Source organism: Streptomyces resistomycificus, assembly GCF_001514265.1.
GTDB classification, from domain to species: domain Bacteria; phylum Actinomycetota; class Actinomycetes; order Streptomycetales; family Streptomycetaceae; genus Streptomyces; species Streptomyces resistomycificus.
In genome coordinates, this window is the sequence record NZ_KQ948991.1 from 236,321 (window position 1) to 260,422 (window position 24,102).

26 protein-coding genes are annotated in these 24,102 nt (G+C 70.0%); 10 read left to right on the forward strand and 16 right to left on the reverse strand.

Annotated elements, in window-relative coordinates:
* Positions 1-21: 21 nt before the first annotated feature.
* The 8 genes from fbaA to AQJ84_RS15590 form a co-directional block, all read right to left on the reverse strand.
* Entirely contained in the window at positions 22-1,053 is a 1,032-nt protein-coding gene (gene fbaA / locus AQJ84_RS15555; protein ID WP_030045879.1) for a class II fructose-bisphosphate aldolase, read from the reverse strand.
* A 146-nt stretch (positions 1,054-1,199) separates the two neighbouring features.
* Positions 1,200-1,748, reverse strand: coding sequence for an orotate phosphoribosyltransferase (pyrE, locus tag AQJ84_RS15560; RefSeq protein ID WP_053192901.1), 549 nt, complete (start codon positions 1,746-1,748; stop codon positions 1,200-1,202).
* A gap of 10 nt (positions 1,749-1,758) precedes the next feature.
* Positions 1,759-2,547: an aldose epimerase family protein gene (locus AQJ84_RS15565; protein ID WP_030045876.1), complete on the reverse strand. Its 789-nt coding sequence runs from the start codon at positions 2,545-2,547 to the stop codon at positions 1,759-1,761.
* A 283-nt stretch (positions 2,548-2,830) separates the two neighbouring features.
* The gene (locus AQJ84_RS15570; RefSeq protein ID WP_053193798.1) at positions 2,831-3,676 is read right to left on the reverse strand and encodes an SRPBCC family protein; all 846 of its coding nucleotides are present in this window, start codon (positions 3,674-3,676) and stop codon (positions 2,831-2,833) included.
* A 77-nt stretch (positions 3,677-3,753) separates the two neighbouring features.
* The gene (locus AQJ84_RS15575) at positions 3,754-5,391 is read right to left on the reverse strand and encodes a polyamine aminopropyltransferase (RefSeq protein WP_053193801.1); all 1,638 of its coding nucleotides are present in this window, start codon (positions 5,389-5,391) and stop codon (positions 3,754-3,756) included.
* Between the two features lie 60 nt (positions 5,392-5,451).
* The gene (locus tag AQJ84_RS15580; RefSeq protein WP_030044872.1) at positions 5,452-6,015 is read right to left on the reverse strand and encodes a DUF2617 family protein; all 564 of its coding nucleotides are present in this window, start codon (positions 6,013-6,015) and stop codon (positions 5,452-5,454) included.
* A 427-nt stretch (positions 6,016-6,442) separates the two neighbouring features.
* On the reverse strand, positions 6,443-6,790 hold the full coding sequence (locus AQJ84_RS43475; RefSeq protein ID WP_053193804.1) for a hypothetical protein: 348 nt from the start codon (positions 6,788-6,790) through the stop codon (positions 6,443-6,445).
* 240 nt (positions 6,791-7,030) lie between these two features.
* Complete coding sequence (locus AQJ84_RS15590) at positions 7,031-7,471, reverse strand: VOC family protein (RefSeq protein ID WP_030044870.1); 441 nt, start codon at positions 7,469-7,471, stop codon at positions 7,031-7,033.
* A 395-nt stretch (positions 7,472-7,866) separates the two neighbouring features.
* Between AQJ84_RS15590 and AQJ84_RS15595 the strand changes: the two genes are divergently transcribed.
* Complete coding sequence (locus AQJ84_RS15595) at positions 7,867-9,057, forward strand: pyridoxal phosphate-dependent aminotransferase (protein WP_030044869.1); 1,191 nt, start codon at positions 7,867-7,869, stop codon at positions 9,055-9,057.
* An 18-nt stretch (positions 9,058-9,075) separates the two neighbouring features.
* Here the strand turns inward: AQJ84_RS15595 and AQJ84_RS15600 are convergent, their stop codons facing one another.
* The 5 genes from AQJ84_RS15600 to clpB form a co-directional block, all read right to left on the reverse strand.
* A complete protein-coding gene (locus tag AQJ84_RS15600) occupies positions 9,076-9,426 on the reverse strand; it encodes a hypothetical protein (protein WP_030044868.1) in 351 nt (116 codons plus the stop codon).
* Positions 9,423-9,908 (reverse strand): hypothetical protein, encoded by a 486-nt coding sequence (locus AQJ84_RS15605; RefSeq protein ID WP_037804611.1) that lies wholly within the window; start codon positions 9,906-9,908, stop codon positions 9,423-9,425. Before AQJ84_RS15605 ends, AQJ84_RS15600 begins: the two co-directional genes overlap by 4 nt.
* A 124-nt stretch (positions 9,909-10,032) precedes the next feature.
* Positions 10,033-11,010 (reverse strand): hypothetical protein, encoded by a 978-nt coding sequence (locus AQJ84_RS15610; RefSeq protein ID WP_063785394.1) that lies wholly within the window; start codon positions 11,008-11,010, stop codon positions 10,033-10,035.
* A 188-nt stretch (positions 11,011-11,198) separates the two neighbouring features.
* Positions 11,199-11,726 carry a YbjN domain-containing protein gene (locus tag AQJ84_RS15615; RefSeq protein WP_030044865.1) on the reverse strand — a complete coding sequence of 176 codons (528 nt, stop codon included), beginning with the start codon at positions 11,724-11,726 and terminating at the stop codon, positions 11,199-11,201.
* Between the two features lie 149 nt (positions 11,727-11,875).
* Positions 11,876-14,473, reverse strand: coding sequence for an ATP-dependent chaperone ClpB (gene clpB, locus AQJ84_RS15620; protein ID WP_030044864.1), 2,598 nt, complete (start codon positions 14,471-14,473; stop codon positions 11,876-11,878).
* Positions 14,474-14,594: 121 nt separating this feature from the next.
* On the opposite strand from clpB, the gene AQJ84_RS15625 reads away from it, so the two are divergent.
* Positions 14,595-15,008: a pyridoxamine 5'-phosphate oxidase family protein gene (locus AQJ84_RS15625; RefSeq protein WP_053193807.1), complete on the forward strand. Its 414-nt coding sequence runs from the start codon at positions 14,595-14,597 to the stop codon at positions 15,006-15,008.
* Between the two features lie 257 nt (positions 15,009-15,265).
* Here AQJ84_RS15625 and AQJ84_RS15630 read toward each other — a convergent pair whose 3' ends face one another.
* The gene (locus tag AQJ84_RS15630) at positions 15,266-15,601 is read right to left on the reverse strand and encodes a Rieske (2Fe-2S) protein (RefSeq protein ID WP_030044863.1); all 336 of its coding nucleotides are present in this window, start codon (positions 15,599-15,601) and stop codon (positions 15,266-15,268) included.
* Positions 15,602-15,937: 336 nt separating this feature from the next.
* On the opposite strand from AQJ84_RS15630, the gene AQJ84_RS15635 reads away from it, so the two are divergent.
* Entirely contained in the window at positions 15,938-16,948 is a 1,011-nt protein-coding gene (locus tag AQJ84_RS15635) for a helix-turn-helix domain-containing protein (RefSeq protein WP_078632413.1), read from the forward strand.
* A 26-nt stretch (positions 16,949-16,974) separates the two neighbouring features.
* A complete protein-coding gene (locus AQJ84_RS15640; RefSeq protein ID WP_030044861.1) occupies positions 16,975-17,949 on the forward strand; it encodes a helix-turn-helix transcriptional regulator in 975 nt (324 codons plus the stop codon).
* Here AQJ84_RS15640 and AQJ84_RS15645 read toward each other — a convergent pair.
* Positions 17,912-18,967, reverse strand: coding sequence for a helix-turn-helix transcriptional regulator (locus AQJ84_RS15645; RefSeq protein ID WP_030044860.1), 1,056 nt, complete (start codon positions 18,965-18,967; stop codon positions 17,912-17,914). The genes AQJ84_RS15640 and AQJ84_RS15645 overlap by 38 nt on opposite strands.
* A gap of 323 nt (positions 18,968-19,290) precedes the next feature.
* On the opposite strand from AQJ84_RS15645, the gene AQJ84_RS44970 reads away from it, so the two are divergent.
* From AQJ84_RS44970 to AQJ84_RS15665, 6 genes are all read left to right on the forward strand, one after another.
* On the forward strand, positions 19,291-19,650 hold the full coding sequence (locus tag AQJ84_RS44970) for a helix-turn-helix domain-containing protein (protein ID WP_078632411.1): 360 nt from the start codon (positions 19,291-19,293) through the stop codon (positions 19,648-19,650).
* 122 nt (positions 19,651-19,772) lie between these two features.
* The gene (locus tag AQJ84_RS15650) at positions 19,773-20,198 is read left to right on the forward strand and encodes a hypothetical protein (protein WP_128092390.1); all 426 of its coding nucleotides are present in this window, start codon (positions 19,773-19,775) and stop codon (positions 20,196-20,198) included.
* Positions 20,199-20,275: 77 nt separating this feature from the next.
* Positions 20,276-20,542, forward strand: coding sequence for a hypothetical protein (locus AQJ84_RS43055; protein ID WP_128092389.1), 267 nt, complete (start codon positions 20,276-20,278; stop codon positions 20,540-20,542).
* Positions 20,535-21,455 carry an ABC transporter ATP-binding protein gene (locus tag AQJ84_RS15655; protein WP_078632409.1) on the forward strand — a complete coding sequence of 307 codons (921 nt, stop codon included), beginning with the start codon at positions 20,535-20,537 and terminating at the stop codon, positions 21,453-21,455. The genes AQJ84_RS43055 and AQJ84_RS15655 overlap by 8 nt, the downstream gene beginning before the upstream one ends.
* Positions 21,452-22,360, forward strand: coding sequence for an ABC transporter permease (locus tag AQJ84_RS15660; protein ID WP_059198826.1), 909 nt, complete (start codon positions 21,452-21,454; stop codon positions 22,358-22,360). Before AQJ84_RS15655 ends, AQJ84_RS15660 begins: the two co-directional genes overlap by 4 nt.
* Positions 22,357-23,553 carry a DUF418 domain-containing protein gene (locus AQJ84_RS15665; RefSeq protein ID WP_030044856.1) on the forward strand — a complete coding sequence of 399 codons (1,197 nt, stop codon included), beginning with the start codon at positions 22,357-22,359 and terminating at the stop codon, positions 23,551-23,553. Before AQJ84_RS15660 ends, AQJ84_RS15665 begins: the two co-directional genes overlap by 4 nt.
* A gap of 119 nt (positions 23,554-23,672) precedes the next feature.
* Here AQJ84_RS15665 and AQJ84_RS15670 read toward each other — a convergent pair whose 3' ends face one another.
* Complete coding sequence (locus tag AQJ84_RS15670) at positions 23,673-24,089, reverse strand: hypothetical protein (protein ID WP_051870275.1); 417 nt, start codon at positions 24,087-24,089, stop codon at positions 23,673-23,675.
* Positions 24,090-24,102: the final 13 nt, after the last annotated feature.

Sequence of the window (24,102 nt, forward strand, 5' to 3'; positions counted from 1 at the left end):
GTCACCGCCGTGCGGCGGCGGTTACTTGATCTTGGTACCGCTGGAGCGCAGGTTGCCGCAGGCCTCGAGGACGCGCGCGGCCATGCCGGCCTCGGCCAGCTTGCCCCAGGTGCGCGGGTCGTAGGTCTTCTTGGAGCCGACCTCGCCGTCGACCTTCAGGACACCGTCGTAGTTGCGGAACATGTGGTCGACGACCGGGCGCGTGAAGGCGTACTGCGTGTCGGTGTCGATGTTCATCTTGACGACGCCGTTCTCCAGGGCGGTCGCGATCTCCTCCGGGGAGGAGCCGGAGCCGCCGTGGAAGACGAAGTCGAACGGCTGGGAGCCGGCCGGCTTGCCGTACTTGGCGGCGACGCCCTCGTTCAGGTCCTTCAGCAGCTCGGGGCGCAGCACCACGTTGCCCGGCTTGTACACGCCGTGGACGTTGCCGAAGGACGCGGCCAGCAGGTAGCGGCCCTTCTCGCCCAGGCCGAGGGCCTCGACGGTGCGCACGGCGTCGTCGACGGTCGTGTACAGGGAGTCGTTGATCTCGTGCGAGACGCCGTCCTCCTCGCCGCCGGTCGGGGTGATCTCCACCTCGAGGATGATCTTGGCGGCGCGGGCCTTCTCGAGCAGTTCCTGCGCGATGGTCAGGTTGTCGGCGAGGGTCTCCGCCGAGCCGTCCCACATGTGCGACTGGAACAGCGGGCCGAGACCGGCCTGGACACGCTTCTCGGAGATCGCGATCAGCGGACGGACGTACGTGTCGAGCTTGTCCTTGGGGCAGTGGTCCGTGTGCAGCGCGACCGTGACCGGGTACTTCTCGGCGACGATGTGCGCGAACTCGGCGAGCGCGACCGAGCCCGTGACCATGTCCTTGTTGTACTGACCGCCCAGGAACTCCGCGCCACCCGTGGAGATCTGGATGATGCCGTCGCTCTCCGCCTCCGCGAAACCGCGCAGGGCCGCGTGCAGGGTCTGCGACGAGGTCACGTTGATGGCCGGGTAGGCGAACTTGCCTGCCTTTGCCCGGTCGAGCATCTCGTTGTAGACCTCGGGGGTTGCGATGGGCATCTGTCCGCTCCTTGGTATGCGGGTTGGCGTTCTGTGTCCTACGGCCCTGACCTAGACCTTGGGGATGACGTCATCGTCGGCCCCATCTTTCCAGACTTGGCCGGATGGTCCCTCCCCCGTGCCCAGCCTGTGGACAACCGGCCGGATCAGTCCAGACCGAGCTCGTCCTTGGAGTACGCGAAGAGGTACGGGACGCCCGCGCCCTGCTCGATCTTCTCGGCGGCCCCGGTCGCCCGGTCGACGATCGTGGCGACGGCGACGACCTCGGCGCCGGCCTCGCGCACGGCCTCGACGGCGGTGAGCGGGGAGCCGCCGGTGGTGGAGGTGTCCTCGACGACCAGGACGCGGCGGCCCGCGATCTCCGGGCCCTCGACGCGGCGCTGCAGCCCGTGCGCCTTGGCGGCCTTGCGGACGACGAAGGCGTCCAGCTTCCGGTCGCGTGCGGCGGCCGCGTGCAGCATCGACGCGGCCACGGGGTCGGCGCCCATGGTGAGCCCGCCGACCGCGTCGAAGTCGAGGTCGGCGGTCAGGTCCAGCAGCACCTGGCCCACCAGCGGGGCGGCCTCGCCGTCGAGGGTGACCCGGCGCAGGTCGACGTAGTAGTCGGCCTCCAGGCCCGACGACAGGGTCACCTTGCCGTGCACCACGGCCTTGTCCTTGATCTGCTGCAGCAGCGCGCCGCGAACGTCAGTCATGCCAGCCAGCTTAGAGGCGGCGCCAGGTCCAGGTGGTGGCGGCTTCCAGCGGCTCCAGCGGCGTGACCAGGCGCGGCAGGGTGTTCAGCCCGTCGGGCGGCCCGGTCTGCGGCTCCACGCACACGGCCGCCTCCTGCTCGTCGTAGACGACCACCCATTCCTCCCGGCCGGTCACCTTCAGCTCCAGCTGGCCGGGCCAGGTGAGCGTGACGTCGACCCCGCCGGGCATGCCGAAGCAGTCGTCCCAGGGGCCGGGCTTCGGGTCGAGACGGTTGCCGGTGGGCAGGTGGTCGTCGCCGCGCTCCTCCTGCCAGGCGGGCTGGAAGTCGAGCCGTACGTCCTCCTGCCCGAGGTTCCGGTTGAACCACGGGTGCCAGCCGATCTGGGCCGGGAAGGAGGAGTCGTACGTCTCCACGGACATGGTCAGCGTCAGGGTGTCCGCGCCGAGGGCGACGACCTGGGTGACCCGGCCCGGGTACGGCCACGGCTCGACCAGGTCGTAGGTGATGACCGCCTCGGACTCCGTGACCCGGGCGGTGCGCCAGGCACCGTCGCGGACGGTGCCGTGGATGGCGTGCGGCGGGGAGTTCAGCGGCATCTGGTGGACGGTCGCGCCGTCCCGGAACCGGCCGTCCCTGATCCGGCCGCACCAGGGAACCATCGGGAAGCAGCCGAAACGGTCGCCCTGCCGCAGGAGTTCGACCCCGCCGACGCGGAGCCCTCCCACCCGGCCACCGTTCCCCGGCTGCACGGTCACTTCCGCGTCACCCGCGGTCAGCGTGATGTCTTCACTACTCACGAGACGACCCTACTGGGCTGATCAAGAGGGCGTCGGGGGCAGCCGGCGGGGGCGCGGGCGATCGGCGCGGGCGGAGGCGGTCTGGCGGGGCGGGGGCGGTCGGCACGGGCGCGGGCAAACGGCCGGGGCGGAGGCGGTCGGCCGGGGTGCGGTCGATCGGCGCGGGCGCGGGCGGGCGGCGTGGGCGGTCTGGCGTGGGCGGTCGGCCGGGGCGCGGGCGGTCGGCCGGGGCGGGGGCGGTCGGCCGGGGGCGCGGGCGGTCGGCCGGGCGGAGGCAGATCCGTCAGTGGCGTCTGCGCAGGGCTCTGCCCGCCACGATCGCCGACGCCACGACCAGCGCTGCCGCCGGGGCCGCCCACCGCAGTGCCGAGCCCGCCGTGACGGTCTGGGGCGCGGGGACCGGCGCGTACCGGCCGCGCGGGGGTGCGTGGTCGACCTCCTCCGCGCTGCGTCCGATCATCGTCCGCCGGGCGTGCGCCGCCTCGGCGGGAGGCTCGACGGGCTCCGTGAAGTCCTCGACGTCGTCGTCGGACGGCCCCGGCGGGGGTACGTCGGTCTCGGCGGCGGCGGCAGCGGTCTCGGTCGTGGGGGGTGGGGTCCCGGGGGCCCCCGGGACCCCTGGGGTCTCCGGGGCCTCTGGGGCAGAGGCAGACTCTGCGGCCCCGGCAGACTCTGCAGCCCCCGCGGCCCCCGCGCCGTTCCCGGGCTGCGCCGCGGTCCCCAGGTTCTCCGCGAAGCGGGTCAGCAGCCGGGTGGCCGCCGCCGTCACCGCGTCCGGCGGGAGTTCGGTGACGCGGCCGTCCGCCGTCGCCGTACCTTCGAAGGTCACCGTGCAGCCGCCGTCCGTGTCACGGAGGCGGACCGTGAGCGTCAGTCCGACCGCGCCGGTGCCGCGCGCCTCGACGGCGTCGCCCTCGACGGCGTAGGTGCCGTCGGCCCGTGCGGTGAGGCGGGCCGAGCCGCGGTAGGTGACCGAATGGCTGCCGACGCGTACCTTCAGCCGCCCCGCGACGGGCTCGGCACCGGCGTCCTGCTGGAGCCCGGGGATGGCCCGGGCGACCCGCGCGGGGTCGGCCAGCGCCTCTCTGAGCCGATCGACCGGAACCGGAACGAACACCTCATGCTCCATGTGAGCCGAGACTACCCAGTGCGCGCCCTCGCGCACCCCCGTTGGTCGAAAGTGACCGCGCGTCGGGGCGGACCTCGTCAGTAACGCGGACGCACCAGCGTGGACGCCCGCAGGCCGCTGATCCTGCTGTCCGCCGCCGCCCTGCCGTCAGCCGTCAGGCCCGCCTGGGTCAGCGTGCGCCGCCGGGGGCCCTGTGGGTCCAGCCGCAGCTCCGGGCGTCGTCCCGGCGCCGCCAGCACGAACCCCCAGTCGTGCGGGGACCGCGCCGCGCCGGCCGAGCGGTCGGGGCCCGCCGTGAAGCCGGAGTCACGTCCGCCCACGCGGTAGGGCGCGGTGCGCAGACCGGCCGTGTGCACGGTCGTCTCCACCGTCCAGAAGCCGCGCGGCCGGGAGGCGACCGGGCCGGCGTGCACCACCAGGCGGCCGTCGTCCGCCAGCGTCCGCCGCACCAGGCCGTAGAACTCCTGCGAGTAGAGCTTCGTGCTCGCGGTGATGCCCGGGTCGGGCAGGTCCGCGATCACCACGTCGTACGTCGCCGTCGGCGCCCCGCGCAGCCAGTGGAAGGCGTCCGCCGTCGACACGTGGACGCGCGGGTCGCCGTAGACATGGCCGTTGAGTCTCGCCAGGGCGGGGTCGTGGCGGGCGAGCCGGAGGACCTCCTCGTCGAGTTCGACGACGTCGACCCGGCGGACGCCCGCGTGCCGCAGCACCTCGCGGGCGGCGAGGCCGTCGCCGCCGCCGAGGATGAGCACGCGCGCGTGCGGACCGCTCATCGCGGGGTGCACCAGGGCCTCGTGGTAGCGGTACTCGTCGCGGCCGCTGACCCGCAGCCGCCCGTCGAGGAAGAGGCCGAGGGGCCGGCCGTCGGTGTCGCCGGTGAGGACGACCTCCTGGACGTCGGTCTGCAGCGCGACCCGTACGTCCGGGCCGTACACCGCCTGCCGCGCGGCCCGTTCGAAGTCGTCGACCAGTACGGCGGCGGTGGCGAGGACCGCGAACACGGCCAGGTTGCCGGCCAGCAGGCACCAGCGGGCGCGGCGGCTCAGGTCGCGGCCGAACAGTCCGAGGACGAGCGCCCCGCCGACGATCAGGTTGACCGTGCCGGTGAGCAGCGCGCCGGTCAACTGGCCGAACAGGGGCAGCAGAAGGAAGGGGAAGGCCAGGCCGCCGACCAGCGCGCCCACGTAGTCCGCGGCGAACAGGTCGGCCACCGCGCCGCCCGCGTCCTGGCGTCGGATGCGCTGGATCAGCTCCATCAGCAGCGGGACCTCGGCGCCGATCAGCACACCGATGGCAAGGGAGAACGCGACCAGGAGGCAGCGCGGGCCGCTCGCCCACAGACCGCCCCAGTCACCGGTCCAGGCGAAGACCGCGTACAGGGCCATCGCACTGCACCCGCCGACCAGGGCGAGGGCCGCCTCCAGCACGCCGAAGGCGGCCGCCGCGCGCCAGCGCAGCCGTTTGGCGGCGAGGGAGCCGATGCCCATCGCGAAGACCATGACGGACAGCACGACGGAGGCCTGGGTGACCGAGTCGCCGATCAAGTAGGTGGCGAGAGCGACGAGTTCGAGCTCGTACACCAGTCCGCAGGACGCGCAGACGAAGACGGAGGCGAGCACCAGGAACCGGCCCGTGCCGGCACGGAGGGGCAGCCCCGCCGGGCCCGCCCAGGGCGGCGTGGTGCCGGGCGGGGCGGGCGCGTGCGGTTCGATCACGCTGCGACGTTACGTCACTGCCTCGGCACGCTTCGTCACCCACACGTGTGGAACTGTCGGTCAGTTGAGCATCCCGTGTTTGGATCTCCCGACGGCGGACGGGCCGAGGCCGTTCACCGGAACCCGGATGCCGACCCTCGTCCGGGTCGCCACCAACTGCCCGTCCTGCGGGTACGCGTGCCAGGTCCGCCAGTGGACCTGGCCCTCGTGGCGCTGGGCCAGCAGCGCCGTGAAGGCGTGGGGGCTGCCGGGGAAGACGCCGGCGAGCCCGTGCGGGTGGTCGGAGACCAGGGCCAGCAACTCCTGGGCGCGGCCCGCGAAGGAGCCCGGCGAGAGGACCTCGACCCGGGCCGCGAACTCGTACTCCCAGTCGCCCACCCGCTTGGCGACGCCCAGCGGGAGCGGTGTGCTGCTGCCCGCGATGCAGGCGACCGTCTCCGAACAGCTGCTCCGCTGGTCCTCCAGGAGCACCTGATGGGAGGCGCCGAGGAGTCGCAACTGAAGCTTCGCGCCCGCCAGTTCGAGGTCGAGCGTGGCCAGTGCGGGGAGCGGTTCGCGTCCCAGGGCCCAGGCGAGGTCGGCCGCGCGCGTGTCGGTGTAGGAGGTGTTCAGGGTCGTGAGCATGGGTCGGCTCCGCTAGCACGCAAAGAAAGGGAGGGGAGGTTCCGGCGCACCCCGGTCGGCACCGGAGGATTCGGCCCGGTCGGGCCCAGTCGGAGGCGGTGCCGGCACTCTCAGGAGTCGGGGAGGGCGTCGGCGGGGCGTCCGAGGGGCCCGCGTTGGCGTTTTAGAGGGAATCATGAACTGTGGCGCCGCCACAGCGTTTTTACCCAAGTTCGTGGGGTTTCCATCCCTCAGAGGGCTCCACAGCTCAACTGTTCAACCACGGCGTGCGCCGAGGCGGCCGGAGCGTGCGCCGGTGTGCTGCTACGCACGCCGGGAGCGGAACGCCGAACGGGGGCGTGGAGTCCGACCCAGGTACGGTCTCCACGCCCCCGCCTCCCCCGTTTCCGGATGCGGTCCCCCCTACCGGGAGCTCAGCTGCCCCGTGTCAGCTGCCTCCCCCGCATCCGCCCCCGCCACCTCCGCAGGACGACGACCCGCCTCCGCAGGACGAGCTGCCGCCACCGCAGGAGTGGCCGCCGGACGAGCCGCCGTCGTGCGAGGAACCGCTGTCGGACGGGCCCGAGCCGCCGTCACCGGCGGCGACTGAGCCCGCGACCCACCAGCTGGCGTCACTGCCGCTGCTGTGGTGGCTGCTCCCGCTCGACGAGCGGCGGCCCCCGCCCCCGCCGCGGCCCGCGGTCCGTACCGTGTTCCTCCGCCGGCCGGCGCCGAGGGCGATGAACACCCCGACCAGGACGAAGCAGACAACCGCCAGGATGATGCCGATGACCATGGCGTCACCCTCCTTCCGATTCCCCCGAAGCGGCCCCCCGTGGGCGCCTCGCTTGGTGCGTGCCGGTGAGATGCCCCTCCGCTTCACGGCCCAAAGCAGAGTTGAGCAACCTCAGAGGGTTCTCTCCGGGGTCCGCAGGCCGCCGCTGTTGTCGGTCGGGCTCACCGGTTACCAGCTCGTCGTCGCGTTGCGCGGCTGACGCCGGACTCCGCATGCGCAAGACGGGCCGGTTCCTCCTTCTCAGCGCAGCTGCTCGGCCAGTCCGACGATGATGCCCTCCGGGCCGCGGACATAGCAGAGCAGATAGCTGTCCTCGAACCGGGCGATCTCACCGACGAGTTCGGCGCCGTGGGGGCGCAGGCGGGCGACGGTGTCCTCGATGTCGTCGACGGCGAACATGACGCGGTGCGTGCCCAGAACGTTGTGCGGCCGGTTGCGCGGCCCGTCGCTGATCGCCGCCGGGCTGCGGTACTTCGCCAGCTCGAGCCGGCTGTGACCGTCCGGGGTCCGGACCATCGCGATGTCACAGCGGACGCCGTCGAGTCCGGTGCACTGGTCGGCGACGGGGCCCTCGACCTCCGCCCTGCCCTCCAGCTCCATGCCGAGTTCCACGAAGAACGCGATGGCGGCATCCATGTCCTCGACGACGATGCCGACGTTGTCCATCCGCTGAATCGCCATGCTGGTTTCTCCTTCTTCCTCGTGCGGCCGGTGGTGGTCGCCGACGCCCCTGGGACGGAGCCGGTGGCACGTTCTCGACATCCCCGGACCACCGGACTCCGAGAGATCCGGATCGCGCCCCAGGTGAGGTTCATCCGGATGTACCAACCCACCGCCGGCACGATGAGAATGGCGCCCACGAAGGCCCACACCGTGGTTGCCGCGCTGTGCGAGGCAGAGATCAGGGCCCCCGCATGCCCGCTCAGCCGGATGCCCGGCAGGAGCGGCCGTAGCCGGTGGACGTCGGCGCCCCCCGGCGGCGCCGATCCGGTCTGCTCCGACCACAGACGTCCGGGGACACCAGCAGGTGCATGTCCCCGAAGGCGGGTTGAGGAACTCCGGAGCTTGGGCGCAGGATGACCGCCATGACCTCCAGCGCACGCCCCCTCGTCAACCGCCGGCTCGCCGAGTTCGGGACGACGATCTTCGCCGAGATGTCCGCCCTGGCCCTGCGCACCGGGTCGATCAACCTCGGCCAGGGTTTTCCCGACACTGACGGGCCCGAGGAGGTCAGGGAGGCGGCCGTACGGGCGCTGCGCGACGGCCGCGGCAACCAGTACCCGCCGGGCCCCGGCGTCCCGGAGCTGCGTACGGCGATCGCCGCGCACCAGGAGCGCCGGTACGGCCTGTCCTACGACCCGGACACCGAGGTGCTGGTCACCGCCGGTGCCACGGAGGCGATCGCCGCCGCGCTGCTGGCACTGCTCGAAACGGGTGACGAGGTCGTCGCGCTGGAGCCCTACTACGACTCGTACGCGGCCTGTATCGCGATGGCGGGCGGCACCCGCGTGCCGGTCACCCTGCGTCCGCACGAGGGCGCGTTCCGGCTGGACCTGGACGAGCTGCGCGCCGCCGTCACCGACCGGACCCGGCTGCTGCTGATCAACACGCCGCACAACCCGACCGGCACGGTCCTCACCCGCGCGGAGCTGACCGCGATCGCCGAGCTGGCCGTCGAACGTGACCTGCTCGTCGTCACGGACGAGGTGTACGAGCACCTGGTCTTCGACGAGGCCGAGCACGTGCCGCTGGCGACCCTGCCGGGGATGCGCGAGCGGACGGTGTCGATCGGCTCGGCCGGCAAGACGTTCTCGTTCACCGGCTGGAAGGTCGGCTGGGTGACGGCCGCACCGGGCCTGGTGGCGGCCGTACGGTCGGCGAAGCAGTTCCTGACGTATGTGGCGTCCGGGCCCTTCCAGTACGCGGTCGCCGAGGCGCTCGCCCTGCCCGACAGCTACTTCACCGCGTTCCGCGACGACATGCTCACCAAGCGGGACCTGCTGGCGACGGGCCTCGCGGAGGCGGGCTTCGGGGTGTTCCGGCCGGCGGGCACCTACTTCGTCACCACCGACATCCGCCCCCTCGGCGAGCAGGACGGCTTCGCGTTCTGCCGCGCACTGCCCGAGCGGGCGGGCGTGGTCGCCATCCCGAACGCGGTCTTCTACGACCACCGGGAGGCCGGAGCCCCCTTCGTCCGCTTCGCCTTCTGCAAGAGGACAGGCGTACTGGAGGAGGCCACGCGCCGTCTCAAGACACTGGGCGCATAGGGGCCCTGCGCCGTCGGGCTATTCAGTGTCCTTCGGGTGTCGCGGGGAGGCGTACACCAGGATCACAGTCGCCGTATCCGGGCTGACCAGGTAGCGAACCCGGCCGCCGCTGGTGATCTCGTACTCCCACTGCTCCAGCTCGGCGCCCTTCCATTCCCTGGTGACGTGCCTGCCGCGGAGCTGGTGCTGACGGTTCCAGTTGGCGCGCGACAGCGGCTCTGTGCGCAGGGCTTCCAGGCAGCGATGCGCGTTCGGTAACGCCACCCGGCACAGCTCCTCCCAACCGGTCGCCGCCTCTGTCGTCCCGTGAATGACGTTCCAGCCGTTCAGCGGAGGGACGCTGACCCGATCGCCTTTCTTCGGGCTCACTCGTGCACCTCGACCGGTCCGAGGTCGACGTCACCGAGCGGACCGAGTGCTTCCCTGAGCTGGTCGGGGTCAGCGTTGATGCGGGCGGTCGCCCGCCACGAGACGATCGCTCGGTGCACAGCCTCCCTGGCGCCCAGCTCAGCGGCGTCGGACAGCGCGTTCAGGAGCTCAACGGTGAATTCCCGGACTTCTTCGTCGTCCAGGTGACGCACCCACGGGAACACCTCGGGCAGCGCGAGCAGAAGCGACCTGGCACCGCCGTCCTGCTTCATCAGGGCAAGAAACAGCCGGGACGCCGTGGTCAGGTTCTCCTCGCTGCGCTCTGCGTGTATGGCCGTGGTCAGCACCATGTCGGGCGCGTCTCGGTGCGTAACACGCAGACACCCCAGGGCAGCGGCCCTCGCGGCGACCGCCTTCGGGTTCCGGGACAGATCGGTGAACGAGACGGATTCCGATTCGGATGCCGGGTACACGATGCTCATACTCAGACCGTACTCGGACCGTACTCGGACTGCACTCAGATTGCACTCTGATTTCTATGGGAGACGGCAACCAGCCATCGCGCCTTCCACCCAGGGCCAGACCGCACACCCACCCGCTGGCGGCTCAGCAGGCCGCACGCAGCAGTTCCCCGGATGCTCCGGATCGGCAGTCCCGGCAGTGGCCCGGTTCCGGTGCGCGGAAGGCCCACTCGCAGCCGTCGCACGTCTGGAAGGGCGGCAGGACCGGGCGGGTCGCGTTCTCGGCGAGCGGCCTCGGAGGCGGTGCGGGCAGGGGCGTCTCCCGGAGGCGGAAGGCGAGGATGCCCGCCGGACGGGTCAGGAAGCAGTCGGGGAGCCGTGCGGTCAGCAGTGCGGTGATCTGGGAGGGCGTGACACCGGCCGCGAGCCACTGGGTGACGCCCGGGGCCAGACGTACGGCTTCCCGCTCGGACAGGACGAGACGCGGATCGACGCGGCGGAGCGCGGCCAGAACGGCGACCGCCTGAGGGTCGGCCTCGGAGAGCGACGGCTCTTCCCGGGTAGGGGTGAGCGCCGCTTCGGGCGTGGTCGTCGCGGCGGGCGTGGGCGTCGCGGCTGCGGCCGAGGGCGCGGGCGTCGCGACGGGCGTGGGCGTCGCGGCTGCGGCCGAGGGCGCGGGCGTCGCGACGGGCGCGGTCTTCTCGAACGCGGCCGCGGGCGACTTCGTCCTCCGGGGGCGGGGCGGCTTCGGCGGCCCGGCCGGGTCCGTGTCGCCGCCGGGTGCGTCGTAGAAGTACGTACGGGTACGGACCTGCCCGGTGGGCGTTCGCTCGCGGCGGCGCTCCAGGTAGCCGGCCGCTTCGAGTTCCCTGAGCGCCCTCGAGATCAGGATCTCGCCCTCGGTGAAGTGGTCGCACAGGGCGGTGATGGTCACGGACGAGCCGTCGGGCAGTGAGGAGATGTACGCCGCGACGCCGACCGTGACCGCGCTGCCGCGTCGCTGGGCGAGGGCGTTGGAGATCACCGTGAAGTCGGACGTGAGGCGGGTGCGTACGTGGATCACGCCGGAGGTCGGAGCTCCGGCGTCGGCGCGCAGGCGCGCGTTAGACTGCGGGTCAGCCATCGGGAAGGTCCGCTTCCTGATCGGTCAGGCCCTCGATCGGGATTGCCGTCCCGGCCGGGGGCCGTTTCTGTGTCCGGGGACGTGAGCGGGGCAGGGTCGTCCCGGCCCGGAAACGGCGAGAGCCCGGCCCGGGCGCGCGACCTTGGTGGTCGGCGCCCTGGCCGGGCTCTCGGATGCCTGTCCCGGGACTACTCGTCCTCTTCGGGCTTCTCCGCGTCGTTGACCTCCTGCTCGAGGCCGAGCTGCTCCACGAGCCACTTGTCGAACTCGATGGCGGCGCGCACCCAGCTGACCGTGGAGGAGACGAAGTGCTCCAGGCTGACGCCGGTGCCGATCAGCATCTGCGCCTCACCGATCAGACGGACGGTGCCGTCGTCGTGGGTGTGCGTGTAGACCTTGGGCCACAGGGTGCGCCGGTTCCAGTCGTCGATGGACTCCAGCAGCTGGGGCTTCTCGTCGATCTTGTGGGGCCGGTCGTAGAACGTCCGCACCGAGAAGACCTGCTGGTCACCCTCGCCACGGAACATGAAGTACGTACGGAACTGCTCCCACGGCGCCGCGAGGTCACCCTCGTCGTCGACGACATACTTCAGCTCCATCTGGTCGAGGAGCTGCTTCACGAGGTCCTGATCCGGGACGACGGGGCCTGCCGGTCCTTGCGGCTGCGGCTCGGGCTGGCCCCCGAAGTTCGGAATCGAGGACGGGTCGATGGTCACCGTGATTTTCCCTTCGTACGGATCCCGCCATCCTCCCCCATGCGGGGAGGGGGGTGGCAAGCCCCGGCGGGTCTGTCAGCCGTGGGCTGACTCGATCCGGTCACCGGGGCAGCCGTACCCCGGGTACCCGGGGTACGGCCATCGACGTGCTAGAGCGTCTTTCCGGTGGCGGGGCCCACGATCAGGCCCTCCTCGAACACGTCCACCCGGACCGTGTCGCCGTCCTTGATCTCGCCGGAGAGGATCTCCTTGGCGAGGCGGTCGCCGATGGCGGTCTGGACGAGGCGGCGCAGCGGCCGGGCACCGTACGCCGGGTCCATGCCCTCCGTCGCGAGCCAGACCAGGGCCTCGTCGCTGATCTCCAGGGTGAGACGCCGCTCGGCGAGGCGCGCCGCGAGGCGGTCGATCTGGAGGCGGGCGATCCGGCTGAGGTCGTCCTTCGACAGGGCCGAGAAGACGACCAGGTCGTCGAGGCGGTTGAGGAACTCCGGCTTGAAGGAGGTCCGGACCACCTCCAGCACCTGCTCCTTCTTCTCCGCCTCGCTGGTGACCGGGTCGACCAGGAACTGACTGCCCAGGTTGGACGTCAGGACGAGGATCGTGTTGCGGAAGTCGACCGTGCGCCCCTGACCGTCGGTCAGGCGGCCGTCGTCCAGCACCTGGAGGAGGATGTCGAAGACCTCCGGATGCGCCTTCTCGACCTCGTCGAGCAGGACGACGCTGTACGGCCGCCGCCGCACCGCCTCCGTGAGCTGGCCGCCCTCCTCGTAGCCGACGTAGCCGGGGGGCGCGCCGACGAGCCGCGAGACGGTGTGCTTCTCGCCGTACTCGCTCATGTCGATGCGGACCATCGCCCGCTCGTCGTCGAAGAGGAAGTCCGCGAGGGCCTTGGCGAGTTCGGTCTTGCCGACGCCGGTGGGGCCGAGGAAGAGGAAGGAGCCGGTGGGGCGGTCGGGGTCGGCGATGCCGGCGCGGGTGCGGCGGACGGCGTCCGACACGGCCCGCACGGCCTCCGTCTGGCCGATCAGCCTGCGCCCCAACTCCTCCTCCATGCGCAGGAGTTTCTGCGTCTCGCCCTCCAGGAGGCGGCCCGCGGGGATGCCGGTCCAGGCGGCGACGGTGTCGGCGATGTCGTCGGCGCCGACCTCCTCCTTGACCATGGTGTCCTTGGACGCCTCCTCCTCTGCCTGCGAGGCGACCTCCAGGTCCCTCTCCAGGGTGGGGATCTCGCCGTACAGCAGCTTTGAGGCGGTGTCGAAGTCGCCGTCGCGCTGGGCCCGTTCGGCCTGGCCGCGCAGTTCGTCGAGCTTCTCCTTGAGTTCACCGACGCGGTTGAGGGACTCCTTCTCCTTCTGCCAGCGGGCGGTCAGGCCGCGCAGCTCCTCCTCCTTGTCGGCGAGGTCACGGCGCAGCCGCTCCAGCCGCTCGCGCGAGGCCGGGTCGGTCTCCTTGACCAGCGCGAGCTCCTCCATCTTCAACCGGTCCACGGCGCGCTGGAGTTCGTCGATCTCCAACGGGGAGGAGTCGATCTCCATGCGGAGGCGGGAGGCGGCCTCGTCGACCAGGTCGATGGCCTTGTCGGGGAGGAAGCGGGAGGTGATGTACCGGTCGGAGAGCGTCGCGGCCGCGACCAGCGCGCTGTCCGCGATCACGACCTTGTGGTGGGCCTCGTACCGCCCCTTGAGCCCGCGCAGGATCGCGATGGTGTCCTCGACGGTCGGCTCGGCGACCAGTACCTGCTGGAAGCGCCGCTCCAGGGCGGGGTCCTTCTCGATCCGCTCCCGGTACTCGTCCAGGGTCGTCGCGCCGACCATGCGCAGCTCACCGCGGGCCAGCATCGGCTTGAGCATGTTGCCGGCGTCCATGGCGGAGTCGCCGCCGGCGCCCGCCCCCACGACGGTGTGCAGCTCGTCGATGAAGGTGATGATCTGCCCGTCGGAGTCCTTGATCTCCGCGAGGACGGTCTTCAGCCGCTCCTCGAACTCACCCCGGTACTTCGCCCCGGCCACCATGGCGCCGAGGTCGAGCGCGACCAGCCGCTTGTCCTTGAGGGACTCGGGCACGTCGCCCTTCACGATCCGCTGGGCGAGCCCCTCGACCACGGCGGTCTTGCCGACCCCGGGCTCACCGATGAGCACGGGGTTGTTCTTGGTCCGGCGGCTGAGCACCTGCACGACCCGCCGGATCTCCTGGTCCCGGCCGATGACGGGGTCGAGCTTCCCCTCCCGCGCGGCGGCGGTGAAGTCGGTCCCGAACTTCTCCAGGGCCTTGTACTGGCCCTCGGGATCGGCTGTGGTCACGCGGCGTCCTCCCCTTGCCTTCCGGAAGGCCTCGGACAGCTTCTTCGCCGTGGCCCCCTGCCCGGAGAGTACGTCCCCGGCCGCGCCGCCCTTCGCGGCGACGCCGATCAGCATGTGCTCGGTGGAGAGGTACTCGTCCCCGAGCTCCTTGGCCCGCTCCTGCGCGTCCGCGATCACGGCGAGCAGCTCGCGGTTGGGCTGCGGGGGCGCCACGGTGGACCCGGTCACGCTGGGCAGGGCGGCGAGGACCTTCTCCGCGCCGACCCGCACGGCGGCCTGGTCCGCGTCGACGGCGGCCAGCAGATCGACGATGTTCTCGTTGTCCTGCCCCTGGAGCAGAGCCAGGAGCAGGTGGGCCGGGGTGAGGTCGGCGTGCCCCTCGGTCACGGCCCGGTTGCCGGCCGCGTTGATGGCGTCACGGCTCCGGTTGGTCAGCTCGGCGTCCACGTTCGCTGTCTCCTCCTTGCGTCAGCCGTCCCTGCACTCTGACTCAGTCAGCGTACACAAACTTGAGTCTATTCCACTCAAGGTGGCGGTCGGGAGCCCCGGAGCGGCTAAGTTCCGGTCCATGGCCGCATACCCCCAGGACCCGGGTGCCCCGGACGCGTCGTATCTCAGCTTCTGGTCCGAACGACACCACTGCACCCTGACGACCCCACGCCCGGACGGCAGCCCGCACGTCGTGCCGGTCGCGGTGACATACGACCCGGAGCGCCGGCTTGCTCGGGTGATCGCCGACAGGGCGAGCAAGAAGGTGCGCAACATCCTGGCGGCGGGCCCGGCGGGCGCCCTGGTCGCCGCCTGCCAGGTCGACGGCCGCCGCTGGGCCACCCTGGAGGGCCGGGCGTTCGTCCGCACGGAGCCGGAACGGGTCGCGGAGGCGGAACGCCGCTTCGAGGAGCGCTACGGGCGGACGCCGCGCCCGAACCCGACACGCGTGGTGATCGAGATCGAGCTGACCCGGGCGATGGGGCGGGGCTGACGGAGGCGGGACCGACAGGGGCGGGGCCGACGGAGGCGGGTTCGGACAGGGGGCGGGGCGGGCAGAGGCGAGGTGTTCTGCGCTCGATCCCGCCGAATCCCGTACCGCACTGAAGATCGACTGGTTTCGGCCACACCCCGATGTGCCGGATACCGGGAAATGTCCCGCAAACTGCAGCGGCGTCACCGTGTTCAGGTCACGGTGACGCCGCTGCGGGGGGAAGTACCTGCGCGATCTGTTACGACGGGGGAATCGCGTCAGGCACTGCGGGGGGTGGCTGAGATGGTCCGTAGGGGCGGGGCGTCCGGCTCCACGAGCCGGTGGTCCCGCTGGTCCAGGTTCACAAAGATCATTCCGTACCGGATGGCACACCGCACGGGCTGTGGCGCCCCCCGAGGCCGCCGCAGACACCGGTACGCCCGTACGTCCTCTTCCTCGTCCCGCGTCACGACGACCGGCTCACCGAAGACGGTCACCATCAACGAGTCACCGGCGTGGGGGATCGCGGTGACCAGGTCGATGAAGTGCCAGCCGGAGCGGTAGGCCGTGGCCATTTCGCGACGGAAGGAGCGGTCGTCGGGTGGGGTGGTCATGACTCTGTGGCCCAACTACTGTCGTCCGCGCTCCAGGAGCTGTCGAGAGGACCGTCGGACGCCACAACCGCCCAACTGCTATCACGCGGAGCGGCGTCAACCACCGCTTCCACACTCCAACTGCTGTCACGCGGAGCGCGTTCCTTCGCCCCTTCGACGCTGCTCAGCGTTCCGAAGGCCACAGCGGCGGAGAAGGCGGCGACAAGCGCCGAGCGAAGCATTTTTTTATGCATAGTCGGCTTCGTCCTCATTTGAAGGTCACCTCTCCCCCGTCGACTACGACGATGGCGCATTCAGGCACGTCATGGCCACACAATCGATGCATCATGTTCCTGCATGTTCAGGACCCTGGGGGGTGGAGAATTGGAAGCAAATGAGACTAAGCAGACGCATCCTCATGCGCTGACTGACCTCTGCGAGGAAGGCCGCCGTCTCTATGCGAACGCTCTCCGCACGGGACGCATCGCTCGCACCGACGTAGCGCCTGCTCCGTGCCTGATGGAGTTCGCCCTGCTCCACCCGGACCCCGATGACCCGAACTGGCTGCGTCCCGTGCCGCCATCGATCGCCCTGGCTCAGCGGCTGAACCCGATCGAGGACGAGATCACCCAGCGGAGGCGACTGTCGATCTCACTCGCAGACGCTTTCGAGCCGTTCATGACCCTGAGTGCCCAGTCGACGGGGACCACTCACTCAATCACAGTGCTGGAAGGCATCGACCGGATCAATGCGTCGCTCGATCTGGCCACCGCCCAGTGCCAGAACGAAATGCTCACCGTCCAGCCGAGCCGTCGCCGCCTCGAGCAGACGCTCATCAAGGCACTGGAACGCGACAGGCCATTGATCGAGCGGGGTTGCCGTATCCGGACGCTCTACCAGCATCCGGCCCGGTACAGCCCCGAGACGCTGGCCTACGTGGCGCAGTTCTCCGACAGCAAGGTCGAGTACCGCACCATCGACGAACTCGTCGAACGGCTGATCATCTGTGACGAGACCGTCGCCTTCATCCCCACCCGCGACGACGGACAGGTGGCCCTCGAACTCCGTCACCCGGGGCTCGTCCGCTATTTGATCAAGGTCTTCGAGTTCATGTGGGGTCGCGCGGTACCGCTGAGCGCCGGCGCCCCCTACGAAACCGCGCCTGATGGCATCACGGACATCCAGCACTCCATCGCCAAGCTCCTGGTGGAGGGCCATGTCGACGAGGCGATCGCCCGGCGGCTTGGTATGAACGTACGCACATGCCGTGCGCACATCGCCAAACTCGCCACTGCTCTGGGCAGCGGCAGCCGTGCCCAACTCGGATTCCTGATAGCGCAGTCAGGGATCCTGAAGCAGGATCCCTGACGCCTGCCAGTAGAAGAGGATCACGCGTGACGACACCGGTGCACCAGCACGGTCCGGAGGAACTGTGCTCAGCTGGTCTGGAACTGTACGGCCGCGCCTTGCGCGAAGGGCTCGTCCCCGAGCAGGAGGCGGCTGCAGCGCCCTGCCTGCTGCGAGCCGGCCTCCTCCGGCCCGACCTGGACGACACACGTTGGCTGCGTCCCGTCGCACCCGCCCTCGCCCTGCCCCGGCTGCTGCGCGGCATCGCCGAGGACATAGCCCGGCGCCGACAGGCCGAGGCCCTCCTGGCCGAGGCTTTCGAGCCATTCATGGGACTCGGCACCGCGCACACGGACCCGACTGAAGCCGCGGGGATCACTTTGCTCAGCGGCTCCGCCCCGATCGACGACGCCATCCGGCAGGCCATGCTGCGGTCGTCCGACGAGGTGCTGACGATTCAGCCAGGTGGCAAGCGGCCCGTCCCCTCGCTCGCCCTCGCCTTCACCAAAGAACAGGAGATCCTTGCCCGGGGAGCCAGGATGCGCACCCTCTACCAGCACACTTCGCGCCACGACCCCGCCGTCCTCGCTCATTACGAGCTCTTGGACGGCGATGTCGAGGTCCGCACCCTGGACGAGGTACCCGAGCGTCTCATCGTGCTCGACCGCGAAATCGCCTTCATCCCGGCCAACCCGGACCGCACGATCGCCGTCGAAGTCCGCCACCGTCCGCTGGTCACGTACCTGGCCACCACCTTCGACCGCCTGTGGCCCCTCGCCACCCCCATGTACCCCCGGGCCGTCCAACAGCCCGCCCTCAATGGAATCACCCCCCGCCAGCGAGCCATCGCCGCCCTTCTCGTGGAAGGTCGCACCGACGCCGTCATCGCCGAACGCCTCGGCATGAACATCCGCACCGCCCGCGAGCACATCGCGAAACTCGCCTCCACCTTCGGCAGCGAGAGCAGGGCGCAGCTCGGTTATCTCATCGGACGTTCCGGGATTCTTGAGCAGGAAGGGTGAGGGAGGCCGGCTCCGGCCCCGAGCCCAGTTCGGCGTGGCGGGGCGTGCCGTCCAGGCCCACCTGGGCGATGCGGACGCCGAGTTGGGTGCGGCTGGCCGCTCCCAGGGTCTCCGAGAGGCGCGCGATGTGCGCCCGGCACGTACGGACGCTTATCCCCAGCCGTTCCGCGATCACCGCGTCCTGGTGGCCCTCCGCGAGCAGCGCGGCGATGGACTGCTCCCGGTGCGAGATGCCCTCGATGCCGGTGTCCGGGAGGGGTGCGGTCAGGGGGATCGCGAGGCGCCACAGCCGCTCGAAGACCGTGCCCAGGTACTCCACCAGCGCCGGATGCCGCAGCTCCAACGCGAGCGTGCGGTCCGCGTTCGCCGGGATGAAGGCCACCGTGCGGTCGAAGAGGATGAGGCGGTCGATGACCTCGTCGAGCGTGCGGGCCTGGACCGTGCCGCCCATCAGCTCCAGGTAGTTGAGCAGGCCCTGCCCGTGCCGCGCCACGTGCGTGTACAGGTCGCGCATGCGAACACCCCGGCCGCGCAGCGCCAGCGCCCGGTGCAGGCCCTCGGTCAGCTCGTGCTCGGGCCGGATGCCGCCGGGCTGGACGGTCAGGACCTCCGTCGTACACGCCTCGGTCGCCTCGTCCATCGCGGCCTGGATGCGGGAGAGTCCGTCGAGGACCCGGATCGCGCTGCCCTCCGCTGCGGCCGCCTGCGGTCGCGGGCCGCCGAGACCGGCGTACCACTCGAAGGCCGCGACCGCCGAACCCACCCGTCGCTGACTGGCGCTGACCTCGTCGTACAGCCCGCGCAGCAGTCGCGTCATGACCTCCTGCGGGGCCGCCGGCACCAGCCAGGCCATGTCGTCGGGATCCGGGTGGAGGAGGGCGAGTTCGAGGAGGCAGGGGACCGGCTCGGCGTCCTCGCGCGGCACACGGCCCCGCCGCACGGCCCTCGAATAGACGCGATCCCCGGCCTCGCACAGCCGGTCGGCACCGTGCGGATGCTCCGTCCCGTGTCCGGCCATGAGCCAATCCACCCCCGGTTCCAGCCTCTTCCGCAGCGCAACTATGCGCGGCCCGAACCGGCTGCGCAACACGACTTCACCACGTCCGCACACCTTTTCGACACCTTTCATCCCCATACACCCCCACCCCCTCATGGCCTGTTGCAACAAGATGGGGGTGTTACTCATGCAGCAGTGGTGCGATCGTCTGTGATCACGGGCCTACGACCAAGCTCACCCGTGGACGCCCGGAGGACGACGTCCCCCACGGACCTAGGCTCCTCCGAATACCTTGGCAGTCACGGGAGTTCGGCATACACCGCGTCAGTTGCGAGCTGCCACTGATGCCAGCGGGGAAGGTATACATCGCTGTGACCACGGGGGATGTCAACCCATTGTCAGACAGAGCGACACTTGCGCTTCCATCGGGAAGAGGAGGAGCCGAGCAGGGGCCGCTTTCCGATCTCGATCTACTGACGGATCGAGAAAAGCAAGTACTGTCTCTTCTCGCCGATGGACCGTCCAATCGCGTGATGGCCAGACAGCTCGGCATAGCGGAACGAACAGTCAAAGCACACCTGACAAGCTTGATGCGAAAGCTCAACATTGAGTCGCGCCTCGAGGCGGCCCTGTTCTCCAATCTGCACAGGGATGAACTCCCGCACATGGATCACTGCCCTGAAGTGCTACACCCTGAAGGGTAATGCCCTAAGGTCCAATTGAGAGCATTACACCCTGCCCGACAGTATTGATTCCAGCAGCCGGACAGACCGGCCGAAGGCGGCCCTCAAAGGCCGTCTGGAATGGGATTATGGGGAGGGACCAAATGCGCAAGAAGACGCGTACGATCGCCGCTTCTGTGGTGGCGGCAGTGGCCTTGGGTGTGGCTGCGCCTGCAGCATCGGCTGTCGAGAGCAACCGGACGGTCGCCACCGTCGTGACGGTGCACACCGCCGCGCTGCCGACGGCGACGGTGGAGGTGTATCCCGAGGTCGAGATGAGCTCCGAGACAGCCGCCAAGGCCGAGGGAGAGCGGGTGGCGCTGGGCAGGCTCAGCGCACTCAAAGTACTGATCAAGAAGAGCAAGCCCCTCTTCAAGGCGGCCGTGAAGGCTGCAAAGAAGGGCAAGGCGGCGTTCGACCGATGGGTCAACAGCCTCTCGAACTTCAACCCTGTCAAGTGGGCCATCAAGGGATCGCCGAGCTACATCGTCACCGAGCTCATCTCCTGGCTGGCACAGCAAGTCATCTGATTCGGACGAGTGTGCCTCCTCCCGGGTTCCCGCACCACGGACCGCTCGGGGGGAGTTGCACTGCACAAGGGGGAAGAATGAAGAAAACACGCGAGCAGATGGTCGCAGACAACATGTGGGGATCGGCGGCACTCTTTGTCTGCGCTGCCTTCTTCTCTTTTGTGGCTGTCCGTACGGATGGCGCGGACAAGGTGGGGTGGATACTCTATCTCTGCGGCTGGATCCCCCCGACGGGAATGGCGATATGGTGCCTTACCAAGCGCCGTAACCTTGGTGTCGGTGGAGCGTTTTCCTTCCTACTTCTGATGGTTTCAGGAGTCTTGTTCTGGCTGAACCATGGCTGACCTCGACACCTCGGCATCTCCCCTGCTGACCGCGCACGGCCTGTCCAAGGAATTCCGCGGCCGACGCGCACTGTCCGAAGTTTCGCTGGAGCTGCCTCCCTATACGGTGACTGGTTTTCTGGGCGCGAACGGTGCAGGAAAGACCACCGCGATCCGCCTGCTGCTCGGCCTGCTGCCGGGACGTGGTGAAACTCTGTTCATGGGACGGCCGTTGGCCCAGTGGCGTGCGCCCGCGGGGATCGTTGGAGCGGTTCTCGGCGGCATCGCCGGCCACCCCAAGCACTCGGTGCGCGCGCATTTGACGATGGTGGCCTCCGGTGCGGGCACCCCAAGCGGACGCGTGACTGACGTTCTCGACCTGGTCGGCATGCGGGAGAGTGCGGGGATGCGCCTCGAGCGTCTGTCTCTCGGCATGGCTCAGCGCGTGGGAATGGCTCAGGCTCTGATCGGCGATCCGCGAGTCCTGATCCTCGATGAGCCAACCAATGGGCTCGACCCGCATTCGGTGCGCTGGTTGAGGACCTTCCTGCGCGACTTCGCCGCCGAGGGACGTGCGGTGCTGGTGTCCAGCCACCAACTGGCAGAACTGGAACTGCTGGCCGACAGAGTCGTCGTACTCGCGAAAGGCCGAGTGGTGGCCAGAGCATCCATGTCGGACCTGGCCAGGACAGCTCAAGGACGGGTGGGCGTGCAAAGCCCCGTCCTCGAACGACTGGAACCACTGGTCGAGCAGCGAGGCGGGGCTCTCACGATGACCACCGGAGAGGCCGCCGAGATCACGGGACTGTCGAGGGCCGAGGTTGGTGACCTGGCGGCCGAGCACTCCATACCCCTGCACTGGCTGGACGAGCGACCGGCTTCCTTGGAGGACTTCTACCTGTCCGTGGCCGAGCAGGAGTACCGGATCCGATGAGTCCAACTGCCGTCACAACCAGCAAACGAGATGCTTCACCCTATGACCGCGCGGTCCCGGTCATCCCCCTGGCCGGGACCGCGCTCAAACGCGCTCTGCACTACGAATACATGAGGCTGAGGGGCCTCCGGTCGACCTGGGTAGTCCTGGCGGCGCTGATAACCCTGAGCTTGCTCAACGGCGTGCTGCTGCCGATGGAGGCGATGGGAGCCGGGCCCGGAGGGGCAGGGCAGTCCTCCCTCGACACCGGACGGCTGGTCGATTCTCTGCAATTCAATCCCATAGGTATGCAACTGCCGCTCTCTGCATGGATGCTGGTGTTCGTCTTCGGCACTGGGCCGATCACCACGGAGTTCAGCCACCGGACAGCGCGGACAGCCTGGTTGACCGTCGGCAGCCGCAGTCTGTCTTATGCAGCCAAGCTCATCACGGGCACGGTCGGCGCTCTGACTGCCTCAGTCGTGGGGCTCGTGCTCAGCGCGGCCTCGGGCTCGACAGCCGTGACAGTGGTAGGGCTGCCGCAGCCCGACTGGTGGGCTGCATGCGGCCCCCTGCTGAGGTACCTGACTGTCATGGCATGTCTGCCAGTTCTGGCTGGCGGTCTGGCCGCGTGCATCCGAAGCCGGCTGATGACGGTGCTCATACTCGCACTGTGGCCCCTCATGCTGGAACGAGGTTTCGGCCTGGCCGTCGAACAGATCCCCGGAACAGGCAACGTCTCGGAGTGGTTTCCGTTCGCTGCGGCCAGAGCAGCCATGAGCGGTACAGAGAATCCGGAGGAGTTCACCCGGCTACTCATCGGCAGTGACCTGGCACCCCTGACAGGCCTCGCGGTCTTCTCCGTCAGCGCCGCCCTTATCGCCTACTGCGGATGGCAGGTCTACCGGCGGCGGGAGGCCCCATGAGCAGCACACCGGTAGACCCCCGGCGCCTGCCCGACGTCGACGCGCTGCGCGGGTTCGCGTTGTTCGGGATCCTCGTGGTCAACAGCAGTCAGATGATGGATCCCTACATGTCGGAGGGGATCCGCGAGCCCGGGGCCGCTCCTTGGGACCAGTTCGCCCTGTGGCTGGTGACGGCGCTGGCGGCCACCAAGTTCTACCTCCTGTTCTCCTTCCTCTTCGGCTACAGCTTCACCCTCCAGACGGACTCCGCCGAGCGGGACGGCGCGCGCCTCGCTCCGCGCTTCCTGCGCAGGTCCCTGGGCCTGGTGCTGCTGGGTCTGGTGCACGCCGTCGTGCTGTTCAACGGCGACATCCTCATGACCTACGGCCTCCTCGGACTGACCCTGCTGTGGGCGCGGCGGATGACCCCGGCCACCGCCGCCAAGACGGCCGCCTGGACGTACGGGGTCTTCGGCGCCGTTCTCACCGCGGTGGGCGCGCTCACCCTGTGGGTGGACGACGAGAGCGCCTCCGACTCCCGGGCGATCGCGGACGCGGTGGCCGCCTACCGCGGCGACCCCGGCACGGTTCTCCAGGCGAACCTGGACCGGCTCCCGGACGCGTTCCTCGGCATCCTCGTCATGGCGCCCGGCGTACTCGCGGCGTTCTTCCTCGGGTTGGCCGCGGGCCGGCGACGCCTGCTCGCACCGGGACAGGCGAGCCGCTCCCGGCTGACCGGGATCACGGTCGTCGGACTGGCGGTGGGAGCCCCCGGGGCGATCTTCTTCGCCTCCGCCTCTCAAGGCCCCCTGGACGCACGCTGGCAGTACCTGGGCCTCGGTGTGGGCATGCTGACGGCTCCCGCCCTGTCGGCGGCGTACGCGTGCTTCGTACTGCTCCTGCTGCGCTCGTCACGCGGCGCCCGTACCCAGCGGCTGCTCGCCCCGGCGGGCCGCACGGCCCTCACCAACTACCTGACCCAGTCCCTGGTCATGGCCTTCATCGCCACGGCCTACGGCCTCTCCCTCTACGGCCGCCTGGGAGCGGCCGCGATCCTGACACTCGCGTGCGCTCTCTACGCCCTCCAGCTCGCCGCCAGCGCGACGTACGCGAGACGTTTCCGACACGGCCCCGCAGAGTGGCTGCTGCGGGCGATCACCATGGCCGGGCGGCCGGGGAAGAGAGACAGAGCGGCAACGCCCCGTCCCACGTGACGTCAGAACGCATGCGCTCCACACCCTCTGAGAAGGCGCGGATGCCCGAACCGCACTGGCAGACGTCGACGTGCAGCGGCGCGTTGGGCCGCTGCGAACTCCGTCCGGTAGCCCAGCGGCTACCCCGGACGCCGCACCCACGGCGCGAAGCGCTGCCCGGGGACCGCGTCGTCACGCCGGTACCTCAGGACCATCTCCTGCACGACCTCCAGGCGTTCCGCGGCGACGAGGCAGGAGACCGGCTCCCGGCCGCCCGCGTCCGCTTCGAAGGCGACCAGGACCGGCGGGTCCTCGCCGAGCCGGCGAGAGACCCGTACCAGTTCCTCGCTCGTCGGCTCGCGGAACACCGGATCGTGGAACGCCGTCGGGCACTGGACGTACACCGGATCGGCGAAGACCAGCTCCAACCCGTGGTGGTAGGTGAGGTCCTGGCCCGCCGCCAGACGGAACTCACCGGCGTTCCAGGTGATGACGTCCCAGTCCCACCAGGCCCCCTCGGGGAGCCTGACGGGTGGGTACCGGCGTTCCGCGTCCACGCTCAGCTCAGCT